Annotated in this window: 19 protein-coding genes; 9 read left to right on the top strand and 10 right to left on the bottom strand. The window is 68.3% G+C overall.

All coding sequences use genetic code 11. The features are described 5' to 3' along the window. Positions 1-56 precede the first annotated feature (56 nt). Positions 57-1,166 carry a carbohydrate ABC transporter permease gene (locus BW982_RS13170; protein WP_076494005.1) on the bottom strand — a complete coding sequence of 370 codons (1,110 nt, stop codon included), beginning with the start codon at positions 1,164-1,166 and terminating at the stop codon, positions 57-59. Positions 1,167-1,178: 12 nt separating this feature from the next. Then, complete coding sequence (locus BW982_RS13165; protein WP_076494003.1) at positions 1,179-2,414, bottom strand: sugar ABC transporter substrate-binding protein; 1,236 nt, start codon at positions 2,412-2,414, stop codon at positions 1,179-1,181. Positions 2,415-2,579: 165 nt separating this feature from the next. On the opposite strand from BW982_RS13165, the gene BW982_RS13160 reads away from it, so the two are divergent. Next, complete coding sequence (locus BW982_RS13160; RefSeq protein WP_076494001.1) at positions 2,580-3,584, top strand: LacI family DNA-binding transcriptional regulator; 1,005 nt, start codon at positions 2,580-2,582, stop codon at positions 3,582-3,584. Between the two features lie 118 nt (positions 3,585-3,702). Here the strand turns inward: BW982_RS13160 and BW982_RS13155 are convergent, their stop codons facing one another. Beyond that, entirely contained in the window at positions 3,703-4,461 is a 759-nt protein-coding gene (locus BW982_RS13155; RefSeq protein WP_076494000.1) for an SDR family NAD(P)-dependent oxidoreductase, read from the bottom strand. Between the two features lie 74 nt (positions 4,462-4,535). On the opposite strand from BW982_RS13155, the gene BW982_RS13150 reads away from it, so the two are divergent. Continuing rightward, positions 4,536-5,099 carry a TetR family transcriptional regulator gene (locus BW982_RS13150; protein WP_076493998.1) on the top strand — a complete coding sequence of 188 codons (564 nt, stop codon included), beginning with the start codon at positions 4,536-4,538 and terminating at the stop codon, positions 5,097-5,099. Between the two features lie 16 nt (positions 5,100-5,115). Here BW982_RS13150 and BW982_RS13145 read toward each other — a convergent pair whose 3' ends face one another. The 5 genes from BW982_RS13145 to BW982_RS13125 all read right to left on the bottom strand — a co-directional run bounded on the left by BW982_RS13145 (position 5,116) and on the right by BW982_RS13125 (position 9,373). Continuing rightward, entirely contained in the window at positions 5,116-5,580 is a 465-nt protein-coding gene (locus BW982_RS13145) for a SixA phosphatase family protein (RefSeq protein WP_076493997.1), read from the bottom strand. A gap of 147 nt (positions 5,581-5,727) precedes the next feature. Further along, positions 5,728-6,078: a gamma-glutamylcyclotransferase family protein gene (locus tag BW982_RS13140; RefSeq protein ID WP_076493995.1), complete on the bottom strand. Its 351-nt coding sequence runs from the start codon at positions 6,076-6,078 to the stop codon at positions 5,728-5,730. Positions 6,079-6,138: 60 nt separating this feature from the next. Continuing rightward, a complete protein-coding gene (locus BW982_RS13135) occupies positions 6,139-7,413 on the bottom strand; it encodes a DUF445 domain-containing protein (RefSeq protein ID WP_076493994.1) in 1,275 nt (424 codons plus the stop codon). After that, the gene (locus BW982_RS13130; RefSeq protein ID WP_139327451.1) at positions 7,413-8,576 is read right to left on the bottom strand and encodes an acyl-CoA dehydrogenase family protein; all 1,164 of its coding nucleotides are present in this window, start codon (positions 8,574-8,576) and stop codon (positions 7,413-7,415) included. Before BW982_RS13130 ends, BW982_RS13135 begins: the two co-directional genes overlap by 1 nt. 44 nt (positions 8,577-8,620) lie before the next feature. Continuing rightward, positions 8,621-9,373 (bottom strand): alpha/beta fold hydrolase, encoded by a 753-nt coding sequence (locus tag BW982_RS13125; protein WP_076493990.1) that lies wholly within the window; start codon positions 9,371-9,373, stop codon positions 8,621-8,623. A 66-nt stretch (positions 9,374-9,439) separates the two neighbouring features. On the opposite strand from BW982_RS13125, the gene BW982_RS13120 reads away from it, so the two are divergent. Further along, the gene (locus BW982_RS13120) at positions 9,440-9,844 is read left to right on the top strand and encodes a pilus assembly protein CpaE (RefSeq protein WP_076493989.1); all 405 of its coding nucleotides are present in this window, start codon (positions 9,440-9,442) and stop codon (positions 9,842-9,844) included. A gap of 75 nt (positions 9,845-9,919) precedes the next feature. Here BW982_RS13120 and BW982_RS13115 read toward each other — a convergent pair whose 3' ends face one another. Beyond that, positions 9,920-11,125 (bottom strand): MFS transporter, encoded by a 1,206-nt coding sequence (locus tag BW982_RS13115; protein WP_076494349.1) that lies wholly within the window; start codon positions 11,123-11,125, stop codon positions 9,920-9,922. A 386-nt stretch (positions 11,126-11,511) separates the two neighbouring features. Here BW982_RS13115 and nrdH point away from each other — a divergent pair, with 386 nt between their 5' ends. From nrdH to BW982_RS17835, 6 genes are all read left to right on the top strand, one after another. Further along, positions 11,512-11,745, top strand: a complete 234-nt coding sequence (gene nrdH, locus BW982_RS13110) for a glutaredoxin-like protein NrdH (RefSeq protein ID WP_022878810.1) — start codon at positions 11,512-11,514, stop codon at positions 11,743-11,745. Positions 11,746-11,769: 24 nt separating this feature from the next. Further along, on the top strand, positions 11,770-12,204 hold the full coding sequence (gene nrdI, locus BW982_RS13105) for a class Ib ribonucleoside-diphosphate reductase assembly flavoprotein NrdI (protein ID WP_076493987.1): 435 nt from the start codon (positions 11,770-11,772) through the stop codon (positions 12,202-12,204). Further along, complete coding sequence (gene nrdE, locus BW982_RS13100) at positions 12,192-14,348, top strand: class 1b ribonucleoside-diphosphate reductase subunit alpha (protein ID WP_076493985.1); 2,157 nt, start codon at positions 12,192-12,194, stop codon at positions 14,346-14,348. The genes nrdI and nrdE overlap by 13 nt, the downstream gene beginning before the upstream one ends. A 32-nt stretch (positions 14,349-14,380) precedes the next feature. Further along, positions 14,381-15,355, top strand: a complete 975-nt coding sequence (nrdF, locus tag BW982_RS13095) for a class 1b ribonucleoside-diphosphate reductase subunit beta (RefSeq protein WP_076493984.1) — start codon at positions 14,381-14,383, stop codon at positions 15,353-15,355. A 119-nt stretch (positions 15,356-15,474) separates the two neighbouring features. Beyond that, on the top strand, positions 15,475-16,536 hold the full coding sequence (locus tag BW982_RS13090; RefSeq protein WP_139327450.1) for a hypothetical protein: 1,062 nt from the start codon (positions 15,475-15,477) through the stop codon (positions 16,534-16,536). Next, positions 16,481-17,371 (top strand): hypothetical protein, encoded by an 891-nt coding sequence (locus tag BW982_RS17835; protein ID WP_139327449.1) that lies wholly within the window; start codon positions 16,481-16,483, stop codon positions 17,369-17,371. The genes BW982_RS13090 and BW982_RS17835 overlap by 56 nt, the downstream gene beginning before the upstream one ends. Positions 17,372-17,394: 23 nt before the next feature. On the opposite strand, the gene BW982_RS13080 is transcribed toward BW982_RS17835, so the two are convergent. Then, on the bottom strand, positions 17,395-17,571 hold the full coding sequence (locus BW982_RS13080; protein WP_076493979.1) for a YegP family protein: 177 nt from the start codon (positions 17,569-17,571) through the stop codon (positions 17,395-17,397). Positions 17,572-17,621 lie beyond the last annotated feature (50 nt).

The following is a 17,621-nucleotide window of genomic DNA, read 5'->3' as shown; positions in this document are numbered from 1 at the left end:
CGCGCCACCGTCGATCTGTCCTGCGGCGACGGTGGTCTCGGGGGAGGCCGTGGTGGTCATCGCGTCCCTCCCTTCGGCGTACGGACCTCGTACTGCCGTGCACGACGGCGTGACACGGGGCGCTCGCGCAGCACCCACCGCTGCACGATCGTCAGGACGACGATGATCACGAACAGGACGAACGCGATCGCCGCGCCCTGCCCCCACTGCTGCGACAGGAAGGCCGAGGAGTAGCTGAGGTACGCCGGTGTCAGAGTGGTCTTGCCGGGGCCGCCCTGGGTGCCGGTGTAGATCTGGTCGAAGACCTGCCAGGTGCCGATGAGTCCCAGGGTCAGCACCGTGAAGAGGACGGGACGCAGCTGCGGGAGCGTGACGCGCCAGAAGCGCTGCCACCCGTTCGCGCCGTCCATCATCGCGGCCTCCTGGACGTCGCCGCCGATGTTCTGCAGTCCTGCGATGAACAGGAGCATGAAGGTTCCCGAGGTCGTGAAGACCGCCATCAGGATGAACGCCGTCATCGCCACGGACGGACCGCCCAGCCAGTCCCACCACGAGACGCCGAGGAACGTGTTCCCGGTCAGGGCGGCGGGTCCGTTCGCGACGCCGATCGCCGCGAGGGCGTTGTGCACGATGCCGGACGGGTCGCTGAACCAGTTGGGGCCATTGATCCCCAGCCACGACAGCGCCTCGTTGACCGCGCCCGAGGTGGAGAAGAGGAACAGCCACAGCACGGTGATCGCGACGGAGCTGGTGACGGAGGGGAAGTAGAACGCCGTGCGGAAGAAGCCGCGACCGCGCAGCACGGCGCGGTTGACGAGCACGGCCAGGAAGAGGGAGAGCGCCGTCTGCAGCGGCACGACGAGCAGCACGTACCAGGCGTTGTTGCGCAGAGCCGTGCCGAAGTCGCGTTCGGCGAGGCCGCCGCCGGTGGTGACGGCGGCGTAGTTGTCCAGCCCGACGAAGTTCACGTTCGACGAGAACGGGCTTCCCCGACCCGTCCAGTCGGAGAAGCTCACCCACAGCGCCATCAGCACCGGGACGAGGAGGAACACGCCGAGGATGATCAGCACCGGGGCGGTGAAGAGCCAGCCGGCGGCAGCCTCGCCGCGCCGGATCCCCGAGGGGGAGGACCCGGCGCGGCGCGGCGCGGTGGTGAGAGCGGTCATGAACGGTCGCGCCTACTTGGCGATGGCCTCGAGGTTGCCCTGGACGGCCGTCAGGATCGCCTGGGGGTCACCGGTCTTCAGCGACTCGAGCTGCGCGTTGAAGTCGGTGATGACGTCGGCCGCACCCGCGATGTTCGGCGGGAACTGGGCGTACTCGGCCCCGGCGAGGAACGCCGTCAGGTCGGGGTTCGCGCTCGACCACGCGTCGGCGGCGGACTGGATCGACGGCATCGGGCCGAACGCCTTCGAGAACGCCAGCTGCTGGTCGGTGCCGGTCAGGTATTCGGCCAGGGCTCGCGCGTTCTCCTGGTTCGTGCTGTCGGCGGCCATGCCCCAGCAGTTGGTGAACTGCAGCGTGCCCTTGCCGCCGGGGCCGGCGGGGAGTTCGGCGACCGTGTACTTGACGTCGGGATAGTCGGCGGTGAGGGCGCCCGTGATCCAGTTGCCCTCGATGGTCATCGCGGCCTTCTGCGTGCCGAAGGCCTCGCCGCCCCAGCCAGCGCCCACGTCGGAGGCGAACGCGAAGCTCCCGTCGTTGAGGTGCGTCTTGACGTACTGCAGCGCCTCGACGTTGGCCGCGCTGTCGGCGGCGGCCGTGCCGTCGCTGAGCAGTCCGCCACCCGCCTGCGCCATGAACGCGCCGACGCGCTGGTACTCGGCGCCGAACGCGAGTCCGACACGGCCGTCCGTGGTGAGCTTCTGGGCGACGGATGCCAGCTGGTCCCACGTCTTCGGGATGTCGGCATCCGTGAGCCCCGCCGCCGACCAGAGGTCGGTGTTGATGACGAGGGCGAGCGTCGAGAAGTCCTTCGGGGCGCAGTAGAACTTGCCGTCGACGGTGAAGTTCTCGACGAGCGAGGGGTAGAAGTCGGCCTTGTTCGCGAGGTCGTCGCCGTACGCGGCGATGGACCCGTTCGCCGCGTAGCCGGCGAGAGCGTCGGGCGCGAGGTAGAAGAGGTCCGGCGGCGAGCCCGCCGCGAAGCCCTGGGAGAGCTGCTGGGGGAGGTCGTTCGCGACCTGCACCTTCGCGTCGACGCCGGACTCCTTCGACCACGCCGCGACGGCGTCTTCGACGGCCTGCGTCTCGGCGTCGCCCGAGGACCCGATGAGGATCGACAGCGAGCCGCCGGAGGACTGCTCGGCGCTGCCGGAGTCGGTGAAACCCGAACCGCAGGCGGTGAGTGTCAGGGCGCCGGTGGCCAGGAGTGCGCCGGCTCCGAGCCAGGTGCGGGCGATGTGCCGTGTCATGTGTCTCTCTCCTTCGATGAGGCATGCGACCCCTCCGCATGTGATCGGAGGGCCCAGAAGTTTGAACGTTCAAACTCTGGTTCGACTAAAGTACGGAGCGGCGGGCCGCGCTGTCAAGCCGTCGCCTCCGACCTACGATGACCGTCGAGACACCGGGAGGACGGGATGACGAAAGCCCCCACCGTCGAGGACGTGGCGCGGGTCGCGGGGGTCTCGCGGCAGACGGTGTCGAACGTCGTGAACACCCCCGGCATCGTGCGCGAGGCCACGCGTCTGCGCGTCGAGGCGGCGATCGCCGAGCTGGGGTACCGCCCGCACGCGGCCGCGCGGCGTCTGCGCACGCGGCGCAGCTCCACCATCGGCATCCACCTCGATCCGTACGCGGGCGGTATCGCCGGCGTCGTGCTCGACCGGTTCGTCCACGCCCTGACCGAGCGCGCGAGCGAGCGCGACATGCGCGTCCTCCTCTACGCCGCACGCACGGCGGAGGAGGAGATCGACCGACTCGGCGACCTCCTCGAGGGCGGAGAGGTGGATGCGGTCGTCGTCACCGGCACCTTCCACGGCGACCCGCGCACGGGGTGGCTCAACGAGCGCGGTCTGCCGTTCGTGTCGTTCGGGCGGCCGTGGGGCGAGGACGACGTCGCCGCTCCCGCGCACCTGTGGGTGGACGTGGACGGTGCCGCCGGGACGCGTGCGGCCACCGAGCACCTCTTGGCCGGGGGCGCCCGGCGCGTCGCGTTCCTGGGGTGGCCCGCGGGGTCGGGCACAGGTGATGAACGCGAACGGGGCTGGCGCGAGAGCGTCGGCGCGGCCGCGGGCCCGCGGTGGGTCGTCGAGGACAACGTCGCCCTCGCCCGCGACGTCCTCGCCGAAGGCCTCGCCCGCGACCCCGAGGTGGACGGGATCGTCTGCGCGAGCGACTCGCTCGCCATCGGCGCGCACCTCGCCGCCGCGGTCGCCGGGCGCGCGGACATCCCCGTCATCGGCTTCGACAACACCCCCGCCGCTGAGGCGCTCGGACTCTCCAGCGTCGAGCAGCTGCCCGAGCGCGTGGCATCCGGTGCTCTGGACCTGCTGATGGGGGAGAGCGGGACGGTCGTGGCCCCGCGTCCCGCGACCGCCGGCGCGGCGCACGTGCTGGTCGAACCGCGTCTCGTCGTCCGCTGAGCGTGCCGTAAGGGGTGCCGAGTGTCCAAGACACGCCGCGTGCGCGTGGGCGCGAACGGCGTGTCTTGGACACTCGATGGGCGAGACGGCGACGCGAGGGCCACCGCCGCCGGGGGCGTCAGATGGCGGACCAGCCGCCGTCGCTCGGCAGGATCGCGCCGTTGACGTTGGCGGAGTCGTCGCTCAGCAGCCAGGTGATCGCGGCGGCGAGCTGCTCGGCCTGCGCCACGGGCGGCACGATCGTCTGCAGGATCGGACCGACGCGCGACCCGGCGAAGGCGCTGCGCATCGGCGCCTCGATGTTGGTCGCGACGGCGCCGGGCGCCACCGCGTTCGCGCGGATGCCCTGAGGGCCGTGGAAGAACGCGACGCTCTTGGTGAAGCCGATCACGGCATGCTTCGACGAGGTGTAGGCCGCGCCCGCTGCCGAGCCGCGCAGACCCGCCTCGGACGAGACGGTGACGATGGCGCCCCCTCCCGCCTCGATCATCCGGGGCAGGACGGCGCGGGTGAGGCGCATCGGAGCGGTGAGGTTGACCGCGAACACGCGGTCCCACGTCGCGTCGTCGACTTCGCTGGGCGGCAGGAACCCGTCCATGATTCCTGCGACGTTGGCGAGCCCTTCGATACGGTCACCCGCGGCATCCAGGAGCGCGTCGATCGTCTCGACGGAGGAGACGTCGCCCACGACCGTGGCGAGGTCCAGGCCTTCGAGTTCGGCGGTCAGCGCGTCGAGGCGCTCGGCGACCACGTCGGTGGCGACGACACGGCCGCCCTCGTTCGCGATTCGGTGGGCCGTGGCGCGTCCGATGCCCGATCCGGCTCCGGTGACGATGATGGTCTTGCCGGCGAAACGTCCGGTGGACGACAGTGACATGAGAACTCCTCCTCGAGATCGGGTGGCGCGAGGTGCGTCAGAACCGTTATAGCACTGAGTGTCGAAAGGATGCCATGACCCCTTCGCCCGGTCGGCCGCGGACGATCTCTCCGGACGCCGTCTCGCTCGTCGCCCTGCGCCTCTTCGACGAGAAGGGCTTCGATGCGGTGTCGATGGACGACATCGCGCGCGAAGCCGATGTGAGTCGGCGCTCCCTGTTCCGGCTGTTCCCGAGTAAGCAATCACTCGTGTGGGGCGGCCTCGATGAATTCGTCGCGCGCTTCCGCGCCGCCCTGCTCACCGACGGCGACGATGCGCTCACAGCGCTACGGTCGGCCTACGTGACCGCATCGGTCTTCCCCGACGACCAGATCGAGGTGACGCGGCGGAGGCTTCGTGTCATCCATGCCACCCCGGCGCTCGATCTTCGCTCCGACCCGCGTCTGACCGCGCTCACGGACGACATCCACCGATTCCTTGCTTCCCGTGACCCGGAGGCCGGAGAACTCGCCGCCGTCGTCCGGGCGCACGCACTCGCCGCCGTCGGCAGTTCCGCGCTCACCTGGTGGGCCGAACACGACGAAGGCCGACCGGAGGACGTCGTGGCGCGGGCGTTCCGGGTCTTCGGCACGGTCTGACGCCGGCGGGCGCCGCTCAGGGAGTGAGGAGCTCGAACTCGTCGGGCGCCGCCGAGCCGACGTCGCTCCACTCGCCGTCGTGCCACGTGAAGATCGCCACAGCCGAGGTGACCATCCGCACGTCGCGCGCGGCGAGCCGGGAGACGAGTTCGCTCATGCCCGGGTCGTGGGCGACGACCATGACCTCGCGGGCACCGCTCGTCCGTGCGGCCTCCAGGAGGGTGTCGGGTTCGGCCAGGTAGAGCTCGGGCCGCTCGCTCACCTCGACCTCGAACTCCTCCGCGAAGGCCTCTGCCGTGCTGCGTGCCCGCACCGCCGTGCTGGAGAGCAGAGCCTCCGGTCGGACGCCGCGGCGGAGGGCCGACCGTGCCATGAACGGGGCATCCCGGCGCCCCCGGTCATTCAGCGGGCGGTCGTGGTCGTCCAGTCCTTCGTCCGCCCAGTCCGATTTGGCGTGCCGGGCCAGGATCAATTGGATCATCGTCTCTCCGCTTCGCTGCCACTGAGGAGTCGGACGCGGAGCGCGCACGAGCGCGGAGGTACAGCCGGCATCCGAGACGAGGATATCGACGTGGAGCCCGCGGGGTGCGGGCTGGCGCCGACGGCGTGTCCCGTGCGATGAGGGGCGTCAGTGGCCGACGTAGACCCACGCCCGGATGCCGCTGGCCAGCAGCACCGAGACGCGGCGGTACAGCGATACCTCGTACTCGTCCGCGGCATCCAGCTCCTCAGGGGTGAGGGAGAGCACGCGGCCGAACACCCGATCGCGTGGATCGTCGGTCCGGCGGAGGATCGGGTGCGAGTCCGACCCCGAGAGCTGGGCGACGCGATCGTCGTCGATGGCGACCCACTCGAGCCGGAACCCGGGCAGCACGTCGGCCTCCCCCGAGAGGAGCCTGCCGAAGGTGTCCAACTGCACCTCGGGCAACTGGAGAGTGCCGTACACGAAGAGGGACTCCGCCCCCGAACCGAAGCTCACGCGCTCAGGGTACCCATCCGGCTGCGTCGACGGCAGCAGGTTTCTCTCCGCGTCGCCGCGTCAGGAACCCCAGGCGAGATGCGCGATCGTGAAGATGGCGAGGCCGGCGAGGGCACCCACGATCGTGCCGTTGAGTCGGATGTACTGCAGGTCACGGCCCACCATGAGCTCGATCTTCTCGGTCGTCTCGGCCGCATCCCAGCGCTCGACGGTGTCGGTGATGATCGACGCGATGTCGTGGCGATAGCGCTCGACCAGGAAGACCGCGGCGTCGGTGACCCAGCCGTCGACACGGCGCTGCAGCGATTCCTCGTTCTGCAGCCGCACGCCGACGTCGGCGAGAGCCGCCGCGGCCCGACGGCGCAGCGCGCTGTCGGGCTCGGCGAGGGAACGCAGGAGACCGGTCTTGGCGGTGTTCCACGCGTCGGCGGCGAGTCCACGGACCCGGGGGCTGTCGAAGATCGAGGCTTTTGCGCCTTCGAGGCGCAGCATCGTGGCCGGATCGTGCTGCAGATTGTCGGCGAGTCGGGCGAGGTACTGATCGATCGCCCCGCGCGCCTGGTGGCGCGGATCGGCGCGCACCGCATCGACGAAGCCCACCGCTTCGCGGTAGACGGTGTCGTCGACGAGCCGGTGCGCGAGGCTCGGCACCCACGAGGGGAGCCGCTGGGAGACGAGCCCCTGGAACATCTCGCGGTTGTTCGCGAGCCACACCGCGATGTTGTCGAGCGCGAGGTCGACCGCACCGTGATGCGCGCCGGCGCCGACGACACGTTCCAGCCATCCGCCGATCGACGGACCCCAATCGGGTTCCAGCAGGTGCTCCCGCGCGAGGTCTTCGATGAGCCCCTGGACGTCGTCGTCGCTGAGGGCGCGCAGGACGCTCGACGCGAGCGTGGCACCCTCCGCCGCCAGACGTTCGGCGTGCGCGGGGTCGGCGAGCCAGGCGCCCGCCCGCGCGGCGAGCGGCGTCGCCTCGAGCTTGGTGCGGACGACGCCGCCCTCGAGGAAGTTGGTCTCGACGAACTCCCCGAGCTGCTGCCCGATCTCGTCCTTGCGGCGCGGAATGATCGCCGTGTGCGGGATCGGGAGTCCGAGGGGCCGCCGGAACAGCGCCGTCACGGCGAACCAGTCCGCGAGAGCGCCGACCATTCCGCCTTCCGCGGCGGCGCGGACGTACTGCAGCCACTCCACGTCGCGTTGGAAGGCGAAGGCTACGCCGAACACGACCGCCATGGCCAGGAGAGCCCCGAGGGCGACCCCCTTCATGCGGCGGAGCGCCCGCCGACGTTCCTGATCGGCCGGGCTCAGCAGCGCCGTCGGTGTGCGCGCCATCAGGCGTCGACCGGCCCGAGCCAGGCCGTCGCCACAGCCGAGTGGGCGGATTCGGGGTCGGACGGATGGAACTGCCCGGCCAGCACGTCGCGGTACAGACGGCTCAGCTCGGTGGTCGCGAAGTACGCCGACCCGCCTCCCACCAGCATGGCGTCGTCGACGACGGCCTTGGCCGCCGTGACGGCTCTGTGCTTGAGCCCCGCGAGCAGCGAGAACCAGCGGGCGCCGTGATCGACGCGCTCGTCGACGTCGTTGCTGAGCGCTGCGATCTGCGGGGGCAGCGCATCGTAGGCGAGCGCCATGTCGGCGATGCGCCAGCGGATGTCGGGGTCGGCCGCGTAGCTCGCCCCCGTCTTCTTCGACCGTCGTGCCCGCGCGGTGTCCACCGCGAGGTCGAGCGCGCGGCGGGCGATCCCCGTGTACACGGAGGCCAGGAGGATTTCGAACACCGCGAAGATGCCGAAGACGAGCGGGTCGGGTTGGGGGCCCGGATCGAGGCGACGCACGACGCGATTCGCTGACGCATGCGCACCCCGCAATTCGGTGGTGCGGCTCTGCGTGCCGCGCATCCCCATCGTGTTCCAGTCGTCGCGGGCGACGATGTCGTCGTCGCGGTCGAGGAACGCGAACACCATCTTCGGTGCGTCGGGGGAGGTCGTGTCCAGTCCGTGCACGCCCAGGTGGTCCCAGACGGGGGAGAGGGAGGTGAAGATCTTCGTGCCGGTGAAGCGGTAGCCGCCCTGCCCGTCGGGCGCGGCGTCCGTGTCGCTGCCGAACAGCACGAGGTCGTTGCCGGCCTCGCTGATGCCGAACGCGAAGACCTCGCCCACCGCGGCTCCCCGCAGCACGAACGCGAGATCGTCGAGTCCCCGGTCGCGCAGCACCTTCGCGACGCCGGTCCAGACCAGGTGCATGTTCACCGCGAGCGCGGTGGCCGGGGCGGCGCCCGCGAGCCGCTGCTGCAGCACCGCGGCCTCGGCGAGCGACAGCCCCGCTCCGCCGAACTCCACGGGCGCCAGGATGCCGAGGTACCCGGCGGCGCGCAGGTCGTCGAGGTCGTCGTGCGGGAACGTGTTCTCGCGATCGTGCACCGGTGCGCGTTCGCGCAGCCGGGCGATCAGGTCGTCGGGGAGGAACCGAGCGGGGTCGAACGCGGAGGCCATGGCATCCATTCTGGTCCTCCGATCCGACATCGCGGCGGCGGGCGTCAGCCGAGCGCCGCCAGCAGGGCGGCGACGGTCTCGTCCGGGCGATCGCGGTGCGGGGAGTGCCCGGCGCCGGAGACGATGGACATCGACACGACGGGGTTCCGGCGCACCTCGTCGGCCAGCGCTCCCGTGAAGATCGAGTACACGGCGGGGTCGGCGCCGATCACGTGCGTCGGGACGGAGAGGGCGGCTGCCGCCGGTCGGACGTCCCACGTCGGGTTCTGCAGGCTCGTCTGCTCGACCGCCCACCGGCTCGCGCGCTGCGTCGCCCGGGCCTTGAGCTCGACGTCGATCGGATGCCAGTGGGGGTGCTCCGCCCGCACGGCGGTCACGGTCGGATCGGCGAACGACTGCTCCTGGCTCGCGCGCACGGTCTCACGGTCGTGGTCGGCGAGGAGGATCGCCGGGTCGATGAGCACCAACCGACGCGTCCACGCCGGATCGCCCGCGGCGGCGAGGGTGGCCGCGGCGCCGCCGAGCGAATGGCCGACCACGGCGTCCCACGCACCTCCCCTGTCGGGACGGGTCGCGGCCAGATCCGCCCCGTACGCCGCGAGCGTGTAGTCGAGGGTGCGGGGCGCGTCCCCGTGACCGCGCAGGTCGACGGCGACGGCATGCCACCCCGCGTCGGCGAGGGCGGTTCCGAACCGCCACATGAGTGCGCCGTCGGATCCGAGCCCGTGAGCGAGCAGGACGGCGGGCCGGTCGACATCGCCCCACGAGAGGCGGGGCAGGGTCACGGGAGCAGGCATGGCATCCATTCTGTCGGGTCGGCGACCGCGACCCCGCCCGGGCCTTGCGCCCCCAGAATGGATGCCATGATCTCGACCGAGATGGCCCTGGCCCTGCGCGAAGCCGGATTGGTCTGGCATCCGCGCTCGGGTGACCGGTTCCAGCTGAACGAGCCGGAGTTCGAGGCGGACGTCTTCACCGTGAGCGAGATGACGGTGGAGCCGCGCGAGTACCCGACGGGGCGGATCCTGGCGTTCAACGGCACCACCGAGTGGGCGCTGGACTCGGTGGCGACCGAGGACGCGCTGTGGCTGCCGTCCGAGGCGCAGCTGCGGGAGATGCTGCGGTCGTCTTTCCGGTCGCTGCGTCGGCTGTCCGACACGCATGAGGTGGAGATCTCGATCGGCGGCGCGACGCTCGTCTTCGACCACCCCGAACCGGCCGACGCGTATGCGCTCGCTGTGCTGGAGCTGCTGCGTCGGCTGCGCTGACGGGCCTTCGCCGTCCGGGCTCGCGGGCGTGCCGGCGGACGGATCGGGCGTGCTGCGCGGTGCGCGGGGCGTGCGTCAGGTGATCGTGTGCACCGGTTCGGTGTCGGGGATCGGGCTCGCGTCGCGGTGGCGCAGGTCGGGGAAGCCGCGGACGAACAGCACCGACACGAGCAGCCCCGCGGCGGCGAACCCGGCGGCGGCGATGTAGGCGCCCTGCGGACCGGCGCCGTCGACGAGGAAACCGGCCACGGCGGAACCCGCCGCCGCGCCGATGAGCTGTCCCGTGCCGATCCAGCCGTAGGCCTCGGCGGTCTCGCTGAAGCGCACGCTGGCCGAGGTCATGGCGAACATCACGGCCAGGGCCGGGGCGATGCCCGCGCCCGCGACGAGCAGCGTCGCCCCGAGCCACCACGCGTTCAGCGACACGATCGTCAGGGTGAGGCCGACCGTGACGATCGCGAAACGCCGGGCCATCGCCCAGCGGCCGATCGGGATGTGGCCGAACGACAGGCCGCCTGCGAGGCTGCCGACCGCGAACACCGCCAGGATGAGGCCCGCCTCGAGTCCGCCGTGGTTGAAGGTCGCGACGACGCCGGCCTCGACCGCCGCGCACGCGCCGACCAGCAGGAAACCGGTCGCCGTGGCGAGGATCACCGGCGGTTTGCGCAGAACGGTCCCGAGGGCGCGTCGGCTGCGCGGGATGCGGACGCGACCCACCTCGGGGCTGAGGATGAACCACGTGCCGCCGCCGAGCAGGATCACCACGATGAGCAGCAGCGCCGGCACGGTTCCCACCTGGGTGCCGACGAGGGTGATCACCACGGGGGCGAGCACCCAGATGATCTCCTGCAGCGACGCGTCGAGCGAGTACAGCGGCGTCAGCTGCGACGAGGGCACCATCTTGGGGTAGATGGTGCGCACGGCCGACTGCACCGGGGGAGTGGAGAGACCACCGACCAGGCCGAGCGCCATGTACACCGGTAGCGGCACGACCAGCAGGGCGATCGCCGCGATCGCCGCCGCGCAGAGGACGAGCGTCACGGAGAGGACGCGGCGCATGCCCCACCGGCCCATCCACCGGCTCGTGACGGGGCCTGCGACCGCCTGGCCCACGCTCGTCGCGGCCAGGACCAGACCCGCGGCGCCGTAGGAGCCGGTGATGTGCTCGATGTGCAGGAGCACCGCGAGGCTGATCATGCCGTTGGGGAATCGAGCCGTCAGCTGTGCGGCGATGATGCGCCCCACGCCCGGGGTTCTGAGGAGTACGCGGTAGCCGGCCACTGCACCACGGTACCGGGTGCCTCCGACACGACGGTCGGTGCTGTGGGTCTGCCCGGGCAGCGACACGCCGCGACACGCCGAGGGGCGATATCCACCCCCTGTGCGATGTCGGAACCCCCGTCTAGCGTCCGAACTGTGGATGGATGCCGGAACGAGGCGCGGGATCCGCGGAACGACGGGCCTCGACGAGGTCGAGATCGGTGCGTTCCCTGTGGATGAAATCGTGGACAACCTGTGTTGTACATGGGGAGAGCGGTGGAAAATCACATCCGTGTAACTACTACCCCTTGTGGTTCCCCCCGATGTCCGTCCCCATATGTAGTATTGAGCTCCCGGCCCGCCCTGAGCGGCCGGACGAAGATTTCCAGGGGAGAGAGAGAACGAGAATGGCGATCACCGTCTACACCAAGCCTTCCTGCGTCCAGTGCAACGCGACCTACCGCGCACTCGACTCGAAGGGCATCGAGTACAACGTGCTCGACGTCACCGAGGACCCCGCGGCCCTCGAGCAGGTCAAGTCGCTGGGCTACCTGCAGGCCCCCGTCGTCATCACCGACGAGGACCACTGGTCGGGCTTCCGTCCCGACAAGATCGACGAGCTGGCTTCGCGCCTGGCCTGATCCGGGCGGGCTCAGAGGGTTCTCATGAGCGCTGTCCTGTCGGAGACCGAGGCTCCGCTGCTCGTCTACTTCTCGAGCGTGTCGGGCAACACCGCACGTTTCATCGAGAAGCTCGGCAAGCGGGCTGTACGCATCCCCCTGCGACCGACGGACCCACCGCTCCACGTCGACGAACCTTACGTCCTGGTCACCCCCACCTACGGAGGCGGCGTCGGCCGCGGTGTCGAGAAGGGCGCCGTCCCCAAGCAGGTCATCCGCTTCCTCAACGAGGAGCGCAACCGACGCCACATCCGCGGGGTCATCTCCGCGGGCAACACCAATTTCGGCGACGCCTTCTGCCTCGCCGGAGACATCATCAGCCGCAAGTGTTCCGTGCCGCACTTGTATCGCATCGAAGTATTCGGCACACCAGAAGACGTCGAGCGCGTCACCGAAGGATTGGAACTGTGGTGGAAGTAGGGCTGAGCGACGTGGACTTCAAGACCGAGGCGCGTTTCGAGGGGCTGGATTATCACGCCCTGAACGCGATGCTGAACCTGTACGACGCCGACGGGAAGATCCAGTTCGACGCCGACAAGCGCGCCGCGCGGGAGTACTTCCTGCAGCACGTCAACCAGAACACCGTCTTCTTCCACTCCCTCAAGGAGCGTCTCGACTACCTGGTCGAGAAGGAGTACTACGAGCCCACCGTGCTCGCGAAGTACTCGATGGAGTTCATCCAGGAGCTCAACGACCGCGCGTACGGCGCGAAGTTCCGCTTCGAGACCTTCCTCGGTGCGTTCAAGTACTACACGAGCTACACGCTGAAGACCTTCGACGGCAAGCGGTACCTCGAGCGCTTCGAGGACCGCGTCGTCATGACCGCCCTCGCGCTCGCCGACGGCGACCAGCGCCTCGCAGTGCAGCTCGTCGACGAGATCATCTCGGGTCGCTTCCAGCCCGCGACCCCGACGTTCCTCAACGCCGGCAAGGCGCAGCGCGGCGAGCTCGTCTCCTGCTTCCTGCTGCGCATCGAAGACAACATGGAGTCGATCGCCCGCGGCATCAACTCCGCCCTCCAGCTGTCCAAGCGCGGCGGCGGCGTCGCCCTGCTGTTGTCGAACATCCGCGAGGCGGGCGCGCCGATCAAGCAGATCGAGAACCAGTCCTCCGGCATCATCCCCGTGATGAAGCTCCTCGAAGACAGCTTCAGCTACGCCAACCAGCTCGGCGCGCGTCAGGGCGCCGGTGCGGTGTACCTCAACGCGCACCACCCCGACATCCTGCGGTTCCTCGACACGAAGCGCGAGAACGCCGACGAGAAGATCCGTATCAAGACCCTGTCGCTGGGTGTCGTCATCCCCGACGTCACGTTCGAGCTGGCCAAGAACGGCGAGGACATGTACCTCTTCTCGCCGTACGACGTCGAGAAGGTCTACGGCAAGCCGTTCGGCGACATCTCGGTCACCGAGAAGTACCGCGAGATGGTCGACGACCCGCGCATCAAGAAGACGAAGATCAACGCGCGCGAGTTCTTCCAGACCCTCGCCGAGATCCAGTTCGAGTCGGGCTACCCGTACATCATGTTCGAGGACACGGTGAACAAGGCCAACCCGATCGCCGGTCGCATCAACATGTCGAACCTGTGCTCGGAGATCCTGCAGGTCAACACCCCCACGACCTATAACGAAGACCTGTCGTACGACACCATCGGCAAGGACATCAGCTGCAACCTCGGCTCGATGAACATCGCCCTGGCGATGGATGGCGGCGACCTGGGCCTCACGGTCGAGACGGCCATCCGCGCCCTCACCGCCGTCAGCGTGCAGAGCCACATCGCCTCGGTGCGCTCGATCGAAGACGGCAACGACCGCTCGCACGCCATCGGCCTCGGGCAGATGAACCTGCACGGCTACCTCGCTCGCGAGCACGTCCACTACGGCTCCGAAGAGGGCATCGACTTCACGAACATCTACTTCTACACGGTGCTGTTCCACGCGCTGCGGGCCTCGAACCGTCTCGCGATCGAGCGCGGCACGGCCTTCGACGGCTTCGAGAACTCCACCTACGCGTCGGGCGCGTTCTTCGACAAGTACACCGATCAGGTGTGGGAGCCGCAGACGGCCAAGACCAAGGAGCTCTTCGCCGGCGTGCAGATCCCGACGCAGGACGACTGGCGCGAGCTGAAGGCATCCGTCCAGCAGTACGGCATCTACAACCAGAACCTGCAGGCCGTTCCGCCGACGGGCTCGATCTCGTACATCAACAACTCGACGAGCTCGATCCACCCGATCGCGTCGAAGATCGAGATCCGCAAGGAAGGCAAGCTCGGTCGCGTCTACTACCCGGCGCCGTTCATGACGAACGAGAACCTGGAGTACTACCAGGATGCCTACGAGATCGGCTACGAGAAGGTCATCGACACGTACGCCGCCGCCACGCAGCACGTGGACCAGGGTCTGTCGCTGACGCTGTTCTTCAAGGACACCGTCACCACCCGCGACATCAACAAGGCCCAGATCTACGCGTGGAAGAAGGGCATCAAGACGATCTACTACATCCGCCTCCGTCAGCTGGCGCTCGAGGGCACCGACATGACCGAGTGCGTCTCGTGCATGCTCTGATCCGCTGATCACGATTTCTTATTGAGGACACCATGGCTGAGAAGCTGCAGTTGCTGAACCACGTTCAGGCGATCAACTGGAACCGCATTCAGGACGACAAGGACCTCGAGGTCTGGAACCGTCTCGTCAACAACTTCTGGCTGCCCGAGAAGGTGCCGCTGTCGAACGACATCCAGTCGTGGAACACGCTGACCCCCGACGAGCAGACGCTGACGATGCGCGTGTTCACGGGCCTGACCCTGCTCGACACGATCCAGGGCACGGTCGGTGCGGTCTCGCTCATCCCTGACGCGATCACGCCCCACGAGGAGGCGGTGTACACCAACATCGCGTTCATGGAGTCGGTGCACGCCAAGAGCTACTCGTCGATCTTCTCGACGCTGTGCTCGACGAAGGAGATCGACGAGGCGTTCCGATGGTCGACCGAGAACGAGTTCCTTCAGAAGAAGGCGCACATCGTCATGGACTACTACCGTGGCGACGACCCGCTCAAGCGCAAGGTCGCCTCCACGCTGCTGGAGTCGTTCCTGTTCTACTCGGGCTTCTACCTGCCGATGCACTGGTCGAGCCGCGCGAAGCTCACCAACACCGCAGACCTGATCCGCCTCATCATCCGCGACGAGGCCGTGCACGGGTACTACATCGGATACAAGTTCCAGCGCGGTCTGGAGCAGGTCGACCAGGCCCGCCGCGACGAGATCAAGGACTACACGTTCTCGCTGCTGTACGAGCTGTACGACAACGAGGTGCACTACACCCAGAGCCTCTACGACTCGGTGGGCCTCAGCGAGGACGTGAAGAAGTTCCTCCACTACAACGCCAACAAGGCGCTGATGAACCTCGGCTACGAGGCGATGTTCCCGGCGTCGGTGACGAACGTGAACCCGGCGATCCTGTCGGCCCTGTCGCCGAACGCCGACGAGAACCACGACTTCTTCTCGGGGTCGGGTTCGTCGTACGTCATCGGCAAGGCCGAGGCGACGGAAGACGACGACTGGGACTTCTGATCCGGTTGTGACGAGGGGCCCCGCGCGAGTGATCGCGTGGGGCCCCTCGTTCTATCACGGTGGGGTAGTTCGATAGTTAAATCGACAATACTCGATTATCTCCAACTATGATCTTAACCATGGTGACGCGACAGAACCCCGGCCTCTCCCTCCTGACACGCGTCCTCCCTCGGGAGCTGAACCCCGAGATCCAAGGGGACGACGTTGTCGTTGACGGCGAGGGCGTACGCGCGAGGTTCTTTCCCCTCTGGGTGGGTCAGGGGTTGCCCGCAGACGTGAAACGCGTGCGCAACGAGCTCGCGCATGGAGATGTCCTACGGGGCGGCCGTGTCCCGGTCGTCACGGCACGGCGGATCAGTCCCGGTGCACAAGAGATATTGGAAGCCGAACACCTCTCGTGGGCGGATCAGAGCGGGCGCGCCGTCATCGTCGTACCAGGCGCAATCTACATCGCGCGTCGTGAGCCTGTCCCCGTAGATGCGCGTCGCCCGTTCCGTTGGTCAGCTGCGGCGGAAGCCATCGGTGAGACGTTGCTCACCTGGCAGGTGTTCCGCCAGGGGAACGACGTGGGTGCTCTCGACCGCGTGTACGAGGTTGCCCAGGTGAGCGGGGTGTCGCTCGCTCATTCGGCCCGGATACTGCGTCATTTCGATGAACAGGGGTACACCACGAAAACCGGCGCGGAACGAGGAAGCTCCGCGGCTCGCGAGTTCCGCGAGCCGGGGCGGTTGCTCAGCGACTGGGCCGGTGAACTCTCCCGGTTCGAGCAGCCCAGCTCGATTGAGTTCCACGTGCCCTGGCGCGATGTCGGAGAGTCATTGCAATGCGTGGAGAGGGCTCTCGGAAAAGTGCCGTGGGCTGTGACGGGGGAAGTGTATTCCGACGCGCTGGCTCCCTTTCTGAACAGCGTGAATGCTCTCGAGATTTACGTGGATACTCCACACGCCGTTGACGCGGGTGCGCTTCTCAGTAGAGAGGCAGACCTGACAGAGGTTCCGTCCCGCGGACGCATCCGGGTGTACACGGCCCCGCCCTACGTCCTCGATCTCTCTCGTCAGATCGGTCCTGTCCAAGGCCTGCCCGTCGTTTCTCCCGCGCGCGCATACGCTGATCTGCTGCGACGCGGTGGGCGTCACGCCGAAGCGGCCGAGCATCTTCGCGAGGCTGTCATTGGATTTTGAAGCTCGATCCCGGGCGGCGCGGGCGCGGGCGGAAGACGCGCTCGTGCGGTTTGCGCTGCTCGCGGGCGATAACGTCGGCGAGTTCGTCGTCATCGGTGGGCTGAATCCGGATTTCCTTGCGCCCTCCGCGCCGACCCCCCATCAGGGCACAACGGACGTCGACCTTCTCTTCGCTCTCGGATTCGAGACCGACACGTCCGGGGGCGACTTCTCGTGGCTGGATGAGGCCCTCGTGCAAGGAGGATTCTCCTCCTCAAATCGATGGCGCTGGGATGCCATCGTCGATGACGCTCGTGTGAGGTTGGAATTTCTCTGCGACGTCTGGGATCACACCGCCGATTCTGTTGCGCTTCCCGGCTCACGGCTGGCCGTCGCGAGCAAACTGGCGGGGCCGGCGCCGGCCCTGATTAACCCGGTACGTCGCTCGTTGACCGTGTCCGACGCGGTCCGGAGACAGCTACCGGCCGCCCCGACCACCGTCAGCCTTCGATTTGCAAACCTGGGCGGATATCTCCTTGCCAAAGCCGCCGCTGCGCGATCCCGGATGCTACCCAAGGACAAGTACGACCTGATGTACGTCGTTCTCTACAACGAGCTCGGAGGAGCCCGTGCCGCGGCCTACGAGGTCAGTCGACAACTCGCCGTCGCATCGGAATTCGCGACGCCGGACGACATCGTCGCGGCGATGACGAAGTTCACGGATCCCCGTGGCGCCTGGGCGGGAATCTTCGCGGACACGATGATCGCGAGCGGAGACGCCGAGAGCGCGGAATCCCTTCGCACCGACGCAGCGTTCGGTGCGCGCGCATTCCTCGAGGCTCTCAACGCCGTGTGAGTGGCTCGTGGAGGTGTCGCCGTTCAGGTCAGATCGACCGTCTCCGAATCGGCGTTGGCCTTCACCGAAGCGATGCCGTTGTGCGCCGACGCCTTCGACTCGTAGGCCTCGCTCACGGCGATGACCTGTCCGTTCGCGGCCTTGAGGCGGAAGCGGAACTTCCCCGCCTTGTCGCTGTAGAGCTCGTACTTGCCTGCCATGGTTCCTCCCCCGTTGGAGTTCCTGTGAACGAGGACATCATGGCGCTGGC

Source organism: Microbacterium sp. RURRCA19A, assembly GCF_900156455.1.
Lineage (GTDB): Bacteria > Actinomycetota > Actinomycetes > Actinomycetales > Microbacteriaceae > Microbacterium.
This window is presented reverse-complemented; position numbering and strand designations above follow the sequence as displayed.